The 11968-nt window shown below is 41.7% G+C and carries 11 protein-coding genes; 5 read left to right on the forward strand and 6 right to left on the reverse strand.

The annotated features are described in order from the left end of the window. Positions 1 to 156: 156 nt before the first annotated feature. From E2626_RS16720 to E2626_RS16735, 4 genes are all read left to right on the forward strand, one after another. Positions 157 to 984: an NAD(P)H-hydrate dehydratase gene (locus tag E2626_RS16720; protein ID WP_134383279.1), complete on the forward strand. Its 828-nt coding sequence runs from the start codon at positions 157 to 159 to the stop codon at positions 982 to 984. Between the two features lie 172 nt (positions 985 to 1156). Continuing rightward, the gene (locus E2626_RS16725; RefSeq protein ID WP_134383281.1) at positions 1157 to 1654 is read left to right on the forward strand and encodes a DoxX family protein; all 498 of its coding nucleotides are present in this window, start codon (positions 1157 to 1159) and stop codon (positions 1652 to 1654) included. A 579-nt stretch (positions 1655 to 2233) separates the two neighbouring features. Beyond that, positions 2234 to 3886, forward strand: coding sequence for a diguanylate cyclase domain-containing protein (locus E2626_RS16730; RefSeq protein ID WP_134383283.1), 1653 nt, complete (start codon positions 2234 to 2236; stop codon positions 3884 to 3886). 74 nt (positions 3887 to 3960) lie between these two features. Then, positions 3961 to 4677, forward strand: coding sequence for a YebC/PmpR family DNA-binding transcriptional regulator (locus E2626_RS16735; RefSeq protein WP_134383285.1), 717 nt, complete (start codon positions 3961 to 3963; stop codon positions 4675 to 4677). Positions 4678 to 4734: 57 nt separating this feature from the next. Here E2626_RS16735 and E2626_RS16740 read toward each other — a convergent pair whose 3' ends face one another. Further along, positions 4735 to 5133: a hypothetical protein gene (locus E2626_RS16740; protein ID WP_134383287.1), complete on the reverse strand. Its 399-nt coding sequence runs from the start codon at positions 5131 to 5133 to the stop codon at positions 4735 to 4737. A 330-nt stretch (positions 5134 to 5463) separates the two neighbouring features. Here E2626_RS16740 and E2626_RS16745 point away from each other — a divergent pair, with 330 nt between their 5' ends. Further along, a complete protein-coding gene (locus tag E2626_RS16745; protein WP_134383289.1) occupies positions 5464 to 7893 on the forward strand; it encodes a S8 family serine peptidase in 2430 nt (809 codons plus the stop codon). A gap of 45 nt (positions 7894 to 7938) precedes the next feature. On the opposite strand, the gene E2626_RS16750 is transcribed toward E2626_RS16745, so the two are convergent. The 5 genes from E2626_RS16750 to E2626_RS16770 all read right to left on the reverse strand — a co-directional run bounded on the left by E2626_RS16750 (position 7939) and on the right by E2626_RS16770 (position 11814). Beyond that, complete coding sequence (locus E2626_RS16750) at positions 7939 to 9501, reverse strand: polyamine aminopropyltransferase (RefSeq protein WP_134383291.1); 1563 nt, start codon at positions 9499 to 9501, stop codon at positions 7939 to 7941. 23 nt (positions 9502 to 9524) lie between these two features. Next, on the reverse strand, positions 9525 to 9920 hold the full coding sequence (locus E2626_RS16755; RefSeq protein WP_134383293.1) for a DUF350 domain-containing protein: 396 nt from the start codon (positions 9918 to 9920) through the stop codon (positions 9525 to 9527). A gap of 25 nt (positions 9921 to 9945) precedes the next feature. Further along, positions 9946 to 10533, reverse strand: a complete 588-nt coding sequence (locus E2626_RS16760) for a DUF4247 domain-containing protein (RefSeq protein ID WP_244094366.1) — start codon at positions 10531 to 10533, stop codon at positions 9946 to 9948. An 82-nt stretch (positions 10534 to 10615) separates the two neighbouring features. After that, entirely contained in the window at positions 10616 to 11281 is a 666-nt protein-coding gene (locus E2626_RS16765) for a PspA/IM30 family protein (RefSeq protein WP_134383295.1), read from the reverse strand. Positions 11282 to 11301: 20 nt separating this feature from the next. Further along, positions 11302 to 11814 (reverse strand): DUF4178 domain-containing protein, encoded by a 513-nt coding sequence (locus tag E2626_RS16770; RefSeq protein ID WP_134383297.1) that lies wholly within the window; start codon positions 11812 to 11814, stop codon positions 11302 to 11304. Positions 11815 to 11968: the final 154 nt, after the last annotated feature.

Here is an 11968-nt window from a genome sequence, read left to right on the forward strand (position 1 = left end):
AATTTTAAGCTTTGTTAAAGTTCAATGTTGTTTATGTATAGAGCTGGTGATTAGAGCGTATGTAGTTGACTCCTGTGACCGGAATGGACATGTAAAGCCTGATGACTCAGCGAACAGCCGCGAAAAGCATCCGCAAACTTCAAAGGAGATGACAAGATGAAAAAATGGAATAAAGATCATGTAATCAATACGCTGCCTGCTAGAAAACCTGATGCCCATAAAGGAACATATGGCACTGCTCTGATAGCTGCAGGAAGCAGGTTCATGCCTGGTGCAGCAGTATTATCTGCGCTCGCATGCATGAGAAGTGGAGTTGGAAAGCTTGAGATGGGCATAGAAGAATCAGTCATTCCTTATGTCATCCAGCATCTCCCTGAAACAACATTTGTGCCTGGTTTTTACGAAAGACTTCAGAACCTTCAACTGAATCAATACCGCGTTCTCGCTGCAGGTCCGGGTCGAGAGGCAGATGATGAAACTGAAACAACTGTGAAAGCTTTTTTGAAATCAGATGTTCCGGTGATTCTTGATGCAGGAGCTCTCAGTCAAAGAACGTATATTGATCGTAAAGCACCCGTCATCCTGACACCACACCCGGGAGAATTCCTGCGTATTTCAGATATTTCAATGGAAGAACTTGAAGAAAACCAACAACAGGCGGTCACGAAGTTTGCTGTTGAAACAGGTGTGACTCTTGTTCTAAAAGGTCAGCAGACAATCACCGCTTTTCCTGATGGCGATGTCTATATCAACACTTCGGGTAACAGTGCACTCTCTAAAGGAGGAACCGGAGACACATTAACAGGTATGATTACGGGAATGTTATGCTGTCATGATGACTGGAAGCACGCGGTGTTAAACGCTGTTTATTTGCATGGAGCCTGTGCAGACGAATGGGAGAAGACCAGATCGGCGCATACGATGCTTGCACATGAGTTAAGTGATTTACTTCCGGAGGTATGGAAAAAGCATGAAGGAAATTGAGTAAATGAACAATTTGTGAAATGATGAACAAACTATTGCTTAATCTAATTTTATGCATTATTATAAAGGTATCAAATAAATGTGAAATATTTCACAAACAAAACGAGCAAAAAGCACTTATTTTTTTAACTGTTATTGTGAAAAGTTTCAAAAGAAAAAGGAGAGAATCAAGATGGGTGAAAAATGGTGGAACGGAAAAGTGGCTGCAGGAATTTGGACAGTGTTGAGAGTATGGTTAGGTGTTCAATGGCTTCAGGCAGGATGGGGAAAAGTAACAGGAGAATTTGACGCAACAGGTTATCTGAATGGTGCAATTGCAAAAGCAGGAGGAGAGGCTCCGGTCGTAGCCGGCTGGTATGGCACATTCCTTGAAACAGTGGCGCTGCCGAACGCAGACATCTTTAATATACTGATACCCTGGGGAGAATTGTTTGTAGGATTAGGACTGATCGCAGGACTTCTTACAATGCCGGCATTAATTGCAGGAGCGTTCATGAATCTTAACTTCCTGCTCGCGGGAACAATTAGCACTAACCCGGTATTATTAGCTGCAGCAGTTATTCTATTATTCGCAGGTTATGGTGCGATCCGATACGGCCTGGATAGATGGGCAGCACCGGCAGCGAAAAAGAAAGTAACAAAAAGAACATTACGTGAAGCACACGCATAATACAGATATCATCTGTTCTTCCGGAGCAGATGATTTTTTTACGTTGGGGAAGATCCTGCTCAAAGCTAAGCAAATGAATCTTTAATCAGCCCCAGCACACCCGGACATTAACACAAGAGCGCCGGGTATTTGCACCGCGCCAGATGAGATCAGCGCAATATCTGCTGAAACATTAACAATTGCAATCTTTCAAGATCGTTCAATCATCTTTATTCATCTTTTAAATTAACTTTCATTCATTTCGTTCAACAAATTCATATGTACTCTTGCTCTTTTTAATTAGCTGTGTTAAAAACCAGTATTGTTACTGCATAGCTGGTGATTGTAGCAAAAGGGGGGCGACTCCAGCAGAAGAAGTCGGACAGGTGAGACCCCGCAGCGCGAAGCGCGAGGAGGCAGGGATGGCGCCACAAAACGGCGCACCCATGCGGAAAAAGTCCCCCTGGAGCTACAATCAACAGCTAACTTATACATAGCCTTTTAATTAATAAAATTCACATGGTATCTTTACAACCGTGAACACTATCTCTACTATAAGATTAAGTTTAGATTATATATAGCAGGTGGAGGGATGGGTCCATGAACAGCGAGCAGCTGATTTATCGGGCAGTCATGCAGGGCATAAAAGAGATGGTATTCATCGTTAAAGTAGAAAACAATGAGGAATTTTCATATTCCTTCATCAATGAAGAAGCAAAAATCCGCTCGGGACTGAGCGAACATGATTATGGCAAGCCAATTCGTTTTCTTCAGCAAAGTGAAGTGACTTCTTATTTGTATGAACAGTACAAAAGAGTGGTAATGACTGGAGAAGATGTGATCTATAAGGATTCATACCTTTCTTTTTCAGGAGAAACCTACTACTCAAAAACAAGACTTTCCCCAATGTTTAATGAAGATGGGAAATGTGAATATATTACTGCACTAGTTCATGACATAACAGAGTCAACCTGGGCGGAGAAAAGTGCAGTAGAATCGAAGAAAAGAGCGCTTGAGAGCAGGGAAAGGTTCAGGTCATTATTTGAACATAACCTTGATGCCATTATGTATTTGAATCTGGAGGGGGAGGTTGAAACACTCAATCGCGCCGCCGAAGATTTAATGAATGGAGAGAATATTCGAGGATTGCACTTTAAAAAATGGATTTCAGATCGTCAGCAATCCGAAATAAAGAATTGCTTTAGTGTTGCAAAGAATGGAAAAGCAGAATCGTTCAGCATTCCGATCCATGTTTCTGATAAAAAAACAGTAGAAGGGTTATCTATTTTTGTACCTGTTCTGCTGAATGGCGAGGTTTCAGGAATCTACTGGATTTTAAAAGATATTACGTCAGAAATCGATGCAGATAAGAAATTCAAAGATAGCGAGAAAAAATTCAGGATTATCGCAGAAAATGCACAAGACTTAATTACTCTTGTAGACCACCGTGGATTAATTATTTATACGTCGCCATCGTACCGTCAGATGTTGGGATACATAGAGGCTGAATATGAGGGCAAGCCCTTTTCATTTGGTGTGGAAGAAAAATACCGTGACGAATTGGACAGGACTTTTATGAAGGCAATTAAAGAAGGAGAGCCTTTTAAACTGCAGGTAAGACAGTTAAAAACTGATGAAACACCAATATGGACTGAAGTGCAGGGAACCCCTGTTTTTAATGAAGATAATTCCTTCAGTTATATGGTCGTTATTTCAAGGGATATTACACTGACAAAGCAATATGAATCAAAGCTGCGCCACTTTGCCTACCATGATTCACTGACAGGCCTGCCAAACAGAAGGATGCTGCAGGAAGAGATGATGAAAGAACAGAATAAACAGGGTGTCGGATTTTCATTAGCGATACTCGATCTTGATCATTTTAAAGAGATTAATGACAGTCTTGGTCATGATGCAGGGGATGCAGTGATTGAAGAGTTTGCGATCAGGCTTAAGAAAAGTGTACGAAGATCTGACCTGGTTGTCAGACTTGGCGGGGATGAATTTGTTATTCTGCTGTATGATGTTCAGTCGACGGAAGTACTGATCCAGGTGGCTGATAAAATCCTTGATGCTGTAAGAAGTCCCTGGTATATAGCAGGAGATGAACTAACAATTACAGCAAGTATTGGTTTAACTGTTGTGAAAACTGACAGCCTTACACCCGAACAGATTTTGAAAGCAGCTGATGAAGCACTTTATGATGCCAAAGAAAAAGGTAAAAATACATTCTCAATCTCAAAGCTGGATTAAATAGCGATTTGCCTTCATCTTCTTTAGACAGTATAGTTAAAAGTATGATGTTTATATGAAAGAGAGTGAAATCAATGGGACGTAAGTGGAATAATATTAAAGAGAAAAAAGCAGCAAAAGATGCAAATACAAGTCAGGTCTACAACAAGTTTGCGCGTGAAATCTATGTAACTGCAAAGGAAGGGGAAGCTGATCCTGAAGCAAACACTGCACTCCGCATGGTACTTGATCGTGCAAAAACTTATAATGTGCCAAAAGCAATTATTGAGAGAGCGATTGAAAAAGCGAAGGGCGGAGGCGAAGAAAACTATGACAGTCTTCGCTATGAAGGATTTGGTCCGGCAGGCTCGATGATCATCGTAGATGCACTGACAAACAATGTGAACCGTACTGCTTCAGAAGTCCGTGCAGCCTTTGGTAAAAATGGCGGTAACATGGGCGTCAGCGGATCTGTTTCATATATGTTTGAATCGACAGCTGTATTTGGCATCGAAGGTAAGTCAGCAGATGACATACTTGAGCTTATGATGGAAAGTGAGATTGATGTTCGAGATGTACTTGAAGAAGAAAACACCGTGATCATCTATGCAGAACCGGATCAGTACAATGCCGTTCAACAGACATTAAAAGAAAACGGGATCACTGATTTTACAATTGCAGAGTTGACGATGCTGGCTCAGAATGATGTATCTGTGTCTGAAGAAGAACAGGAGCAGATTGAAAAATTACTCAGTGTTCTTGAAGAACTTGAAGATGTTCAGCAGGTGTATCACAACGTAGAGCTTCATTAATACAAATTGAAAGACGGGCACCCATTTGGGTGTCCGTCTTTTCGATTGAATCAGGTATTAATGTTCTTTTTCAACTTCGTACGTGATCTGGTACTTAAATGAACCAGTGTAATCCTGACCGAAGGAGTTCACTGTAATACGAACGACTTCGTTATGCACAAATGTGAGTGAGGATCCAGCCTGTACAGCAATGGTTTCCTGAGAGTTTCTGCGGAAGATTGTCACATTAATTCCGTCTGTACTGAAGTTTTCAATTGTAGCAGCCATTGTAACTGGTAGTGAGTTTGGTTCTGTATCGAAGATTATATTATTTGGTGTGTTTCGGTTACCTGCGATCGGAGAACAGTTTTCAAACAGCATGAGTACATGTTTGTCAGGTCGCGGACGCTTAGGACAGTCGCATTCACATTTTCCAATTGAACCAAGTGGCAGTTTGTAGTGATTTTTGCAAGTCATTATTTTCACCTCCCTGATAATAGAATATAAAATTAGTAGAGTTCGGACAGGGCATGTTCTAAAAAAGGCGAAACCCTTATGGAAGCTGTCACGAGATCTAGGGAAGCAAACTATTTATCTATACGATAGGCGGGTATCGCAATACCTATGAACTACATAAGAGAAAAGTAATGCGTAATATAGCACAGAAAGTTTATTGGAAAAATAAGAAAATACACTCTAGGAAAATTTCCGTAAATGTCTGAATATTATATATGTTCTATATTTTTAATAAATGGAAGGAGTGAATGATAAAAGATTCAGTAAAACATTTTTGAAAGGGGAAAAAGGATGAAAAAAAGGTCGGCAAAATCACTTATTTCAGCAATGGTCCTTCTTTTATTACTTTCAGCATTCGGCATGGGGGCCGGTGCAAACACAGGACCTAAAGATCTGGAGAGCCTGGCTCAGCTTAAAGGAGACTTTAATTTTCAGTCAGGAAAAGAAACGACGGTTATTGTTGAATTAGAAGAACCTTCAATTGCAGAAGCAAAATCTCGCGGGGTTTCACAATCTAAAGGAAACCTGAAAAATAAACGCGGAAAAGTGAAATCATCTGTATTAAGCAAAATTTCTAATGCAGAAGTCCACAAAGAATACGACACAGTATTTTCAGGATTTTCATTAGAACTTGCTGAAAAAGATGTGCCAGCACTATTATCTGTTGAAGGTGTTAAAGCAGTTTATCCAAACGTTACATATACCGCGTCTGTAGTGGGCGAATCTACACCGGTTTCACAGGAAAATCTAAAAGCTGAAATGTTCGACAGTGCCCCATTTATCGGCTCTGAAGAAGCTTGGGCAGAAGGATTTACTGGTGAAGGTGTAACAGTTGCGGTTATTGATACAGGTGTTGATTATACACACCCTGACCTTGCGCATGCATTCGGGGATTACAAAGGCTTTGACTTTGTTGATAACGATGAAGATCCACAGGAAACACCTGCTGGAGACCCCCGTGGTGAATCAACACTTCACGGTTCTCACGTAGCAGGAACGGTTGCTGCTAACGGCGCAATAAAAGGTGTAGCACCTGATGCGACTCTACTTGCTTACCGTGTACTCGGACCTGGCGGCAGCGGTTCAACTGAAAACGTTGTAGCAGGAATTGAAAGAGCAGTTCAAGACGGAGCAGATGTGATGAACCTTTCACTTGGTAACTCACTGAATGCGCCTGACTGGGCAACATCTATTGCACTGGACTGGGCAATGAAAGAGGGGGTTGTAGCTGTTACTTCTAACGGTAACAGCGGTCCAACTAATTGGACAGTCGGTTCACCAGGTACATCACGTGAAGCGATCTCCGTTGGTGCAACTCAGCTTCCTTACAACGTTTTTTCTGCAGAAGTTGATACAGAAGGTGAAGCAGTTTATCCATCAGCTAAAGTAATGGGCTTCCCATCAGAAGATGCAATCGTTGGTCTGAATGACCAGGAATTTGAGTTTGAATATGTAGGACTTGGTGGTCCTGCTGATTTTGAAGGAAAAGATCTTGAGGGTAAAATTGCGCTGATTCAGCGTGGTAACTACCCATTTGTTGAAAAGTCAGATAATGCAAAAGCTGCAGGTGCAGTTGGCGCGATTATCTTCAACAACGTAGCTGGAGAGCAGCCTGATATTCCTGGAATCTCTCTTCCTACAATCAAAATGAGCAATGAAGATGGTCAGAAATTACTTGCAGAGCTTGAAGCAGGTACTAACACAGTTTCATTCAACGTTGAATTTGACCGTGAAGTAGGCGAGTCAATGGCTGGATTCTCATCTCGAGGACCTGTAGTTGATACTTGGATGATCAAGCCTGACGTATCAGCACCTGGTGTGAATATCGTCAGCACTATCCCTACTCATAATCCTGATCAGCCATACGGCTATGCAGCACTTCAGGGTACAAGTATGGCAGCACCACACGTAGCAGGAGCAGCAGCACTTGTGCTGCAGGCGAATCCTGACTGGTCAGTAGATGATGTGAAGGCAGCGCTGATGAATACAGCTGCTGAAATCATTGATCCAGCAACTGGAGCACCTTACCCGCACAACTCACAGGGTGCTGGAAGTATTCGTGTACCTGAAGCGATTGCTACTGACATTCTTGTAGGAGACGGTAGTCACTCATTTGGAAAGTTTGTTAAGTCTAAAGGCAAACAGGTTGAGAAGAACCACTTTGAAGTGAAGAACCTTTCTGATAAGAAAGTGAACTATTCATTTGATGTGGACTTTGGGGACAATAACCAAGCGATCAAAGTAAACACAAGTGGAAATACAAAAGTAAATGCAAATAGCTCGAAAAAAATTAATATGAACGTTCAGGTGGATGCTTCAAAGCTTGAGCCTGGCTATTATGAAGGAAGTATTACAGTATCAAACGGTGATCAGACAGTAGACGTACCAACGATTCTGTTCGTAGGTGAGCCTGATTACCCACGTGTTACAAGCATGGGTGTTTATCAGGATGGAGACGTATTTACAATTGAAGGTTACTTCCCTGGCGGAGCAGAAACAGTTGATCTGTTTGTCTATGCTTCTGATGAAGCAGGTACTCCATTGGCGTATCTTGGTGATATTGCAATTGTAGAAGACGTTGAAGCAGGATTCCAAACGTTTGTGTGGGATGGAAAAGTCGGTGGTGAAAAGCTGCCATCCGGTTATTACTACAACGTATATGCTTATGCAACGCTGAAAGGCCAGACGGATCTTGCGGGAGCGAACTTCCTGATGGAATAATCATTTGAAAAAAGCGCATCAGAGAATTTCTCTGATGCGCTTTTATTAATAGTTAATCCATGCTTTGTCATACATCTCAAGCAGGATTGGATCAATCAGTGTGTTTGGCTGGTATTCAAAAGGATTTCCTTTATCGTCTGTGATATCCCGGTCAATATCTTTTCCGAACGTTCTTAAGCTTTGCAGAGTGTCTGCATTTAAGAAGCGGGTTTCCACATTAAATTCCATTTCATCTAACGCCCCGGATTCTTCCCGTTCAGCATAGATAAATCCCCAGTCGCCAAAGCTCGGCACATCCACGTGAAGGTTTTCCACATGCAGTCCGGTTTCTCTCACTGTATGATCAATTGTCCAGTACACTTCAGTTGCGAATGTAGGGCTGGTGGCCTGAATCATCATAGCTCCCCCAGGCACAAGTGAATTGCGCAGCAGCTGATAAAATTGAATGGTATAAAGCTTATTTAACGACTCGTTATTTGGATCAGGCAGATCAACGATAATGACATCATAAAATTCTTCAGTCTGCTCCATATATGAAAAAGCATCTTCATGATGAACAGTTACACGCGGATCTTCAAAAGAATCTTCATTCAGCTGCAGCAGGTCATAGTTTGTTTCGGCAAGATCAACGACTGCAGGATCAAGGTCCACGAGATCCACTGATTGAACTTCATCGTATTTCCAAAGTTCACGCAGCACCAGCCCATCACCGCCACCAAGCACTAACACATTTTCAGGCGTGTCGGCTGCTTCAATTGCAGGATGTACAAGTGTTTCATGATAGCGGTACTCATCAGTTGAGCTCATCTGAAGCTGACCGTCAAGAAATAATCTGACATCACCACGTTCTTTTGTCAGAATAATTTGCTGGTAGTCGGTTTGCTCGTGATAAATAATCGGATCGCGATACAATTTCTGCTCAAATGAAAAAGCCATTTCTTCTCCCCAGAAAATACCTGAAAACAAGACGAGGAAAAATCCGATCCCCGCAGCTAAATGAAGGCGAAAGCGTTTGATCTCTTTCCTGAAATAAAATAGAACCCAAAGTGCTACTGCAACGTTAATCAAACCAACAAGAAATGCTGATTTCACTAAACCGAATTCCGGACGAAGAAAAAATACAAAGAGTAATCCTCCGATCAATCCTCCGGCGTAGTCAGAAAACAGCACACGCGCAGTACTTTTTCGCAGTGTTACACCAATGTCATTGGCTTTTCTGATGAGAATAGGGAGCTCTAGTCCGGTTAATCCACCAACTATCAGTGTGATTGTATAAAGGAAGATTGCATCTGTTCCTGCCGGAAGAAAAGCTGTGACACCGAAAAAAAGAAAGGTGGAGAATCCTCCAATGACACCAATCGCGTATTCTATCCAGATGAAAGATGGGATAAGGTTGCGCGTAACGCGTTCACTAATTGATGCACCTATCCCCATTCCAGTTAAAAAAAGCGAGATGGTGAGCGTATATTGCTTCACACCATCTCCCAAAATGTAAGAGCCAGCAGCTCCGAATAATACTTCAAATATAATCCCGCATATCGAAACGATTCCTGAAGCCCAGTAGATTGTTTTGCTCTGTTTAATACCCAGTTCATTAATCGTCTTCATGGTGAAGCTCCTAACCGCTTAAATTAAGTAATTGATGCGCCGATTACGAAGGCAAGGCCTACTGACACACCAAAGCTGATGATGCCGACAGCAAGGTTTCCTTTGTGAAGCTGTTCTTCCACTGAGAACTTTCGTGTGAACGTTTCAAACAAGAGGTAACCGATCATTTGAAGTACGACACCAAGACCACCCCAAACCAGCGTTTCCCATACTGCAAAGCTGTGATAGATTGCAAAGGCAAGAATGATACTGATACCGATGATCTTCCCACTAATGGATAGAGCCACCGCTTTGTTTCCTGCAAGGATTTCATCCCAATCTTTATATTTCGTTGTAATTAATTCAAAAACCACAAGTCCAATCAGTATGACAACGATTGCAATTGCAAAATACATAATCGTTAATAAAAATGGTTCCATTTAACATGCTCCTCTCAAAATCTGATTATTTTCCAGAACCTACGCCTCCGCCACGATTACCTGAACCGCGGATTGTCGGGGTAGAGGTTTTACCGACGTAAGAACCGGCTGAATTATAGCCGCCATAGCAGCGTTCGGGATTCGTATTACATTGTCTGTTACGGTTACTGCTCCAATTATTTCCGAACACATTAGAGATCAGGCTTGCCAGTAGATAGCCTTCAAAAAAACTAGGTCTGTAATTGTTGCGGGCAAATTCTTCTTCTGCCACTTCAATCATCGTATTGCCCGGATCCTCATCGGATTCTGTAAGCGTAACAAACAGATTGTCGTAAATGAAAATTTGTTTGCCATCATTGATGTCACTCATTTCATCAGGCGTTTCGTGATTTTGTAATTCATCTGAAACCGCTTGAAGATCAGTGTTTTCTGCCTGATAAATTCTTGCATAGCGGTCACTGTTTTCTGCACTTTCGACTGTATCGTATAAGGTATATGTAGTGCTGACAAAGTCTTCGATTCCATCTTTGAAAATTGAACCGCCGCTGTTTCCACATGCGGCTACAAACAGCATGACAGCAACAATCATGACTGACATGATTGACCGTTTCATCGTCTCACCATCCTTTCATTGCAGACTAACTGAAAAGAAGGGCCATGGTGACAGGTTAACTGTCACGCCGGCCCTGATTTGATTACTCTTTATTCATTTTTTTCTTTAGTGCAGCAAGCTCATCATCTACACTGTTGTCCAGTGCATCGAATTCATCGTCAAGGCTGCGGTTTGATTGACGCAGGTCTTCACTCGTTTCAGCTTCAGCTTCAAACTGCATCACTTTTTCTTCCATTCTATCAAATCCGCCGCGTGACTGGTCATTGTTGATGCCAGAAAGGGTACGATTCATTTTAGTGCGTGTTTGAGCTGACTCAGCACGTGCTTTTAATGAATCTTTTTTCATTTTCATTTCGTTATACTCTTTCTTCATTTCATCAAGTTTAGTTCTGAGTCCGGCAACATCTTCTTTTGCTCTTGCATAAGAGTCCTGAAGAGAACCAGCCTGGTCAGCATGATTCTTTTTGTCTTCAAGCGCACGGCGGGCCAAGTCTTCGTTCCCTGACTCGATCGCTTTCATTGCCTGGTCTTCACGCTTTTTCATCATGCTTTCTGCATCTTCAACTTTCTTCTGAAGCATTTTTTCGCTTGCGATCTGTTTCGCAACTGCAGTTTCCACTTCACGAATGTCTGCTTCCATATCCCGCATGAATTGATCAAGCATTTTTACCGGATCTTCCGCTTTATCAATCATTGAATTAAGTTCTGCACCTACAACTGTTCTTACTCGCTTAAAAAATTGAAACATATTCAATTCCTCCTGATATTTTAATTTGATCCTGCAATAATCTTAAGTTCGTATTCTTCTATACTGTATCCGGTACTTGCTTCAACGTCGCCGCCCCAGATTTCAACAGACAATGCTTTTTCATCATCTTCATCATAGTATTCGGCATATTTACATTTTACACCGTCAACATTCTGACTTCTACCTTCACCCTTCACGATTGCAGCACCAGTCTCATCTAAATAATAAGTCGTGCCTTCATACTCAATTTCTTTTGGAAGGGGCTCCTGGAGTTTAAGCGTTGATTTTTTATAAATACCAAGCTCCAGCTCATCATCCATTTCAACGCCAAGCCAGATTACTTCCTGGACTCCCTGAAGTTGATAAGCTGACCATTTAAAGCCATGATCGTTATATAAAAGCTTGCCGACCACTTCGTAATCCTGAAGGTCGTACGTAACAATGTCCCCGATTTTCAGGTTCATCACTGTACGATCCTCTACTTCCGGACGCGCAGTTTCTTTCCCTCCGAACAGGCGCTTAAAAAAGCTCATCTGAACATCATCCTTTTTTCTATGTCTTTCTTGTTACAATAACCTATACGTGAGAAAAGATAAAAGGTTTCAGCTTTTTAGAAAATAAAAGCTGAAACCTCAGACTGTTGAAATTCTAAAATATGTATATAACCAATAAAATAAACCATTCATT

The organism is Jeotgalibacillus salarius (assembly GCF_004405125.1).
Classification (GTDB): Bacteria; Bacillota; Bacilli; order Bacillales; family Jeotgalibacillaceae; genus Jeotgalibacillus; species Jeotgalibacillus salarius.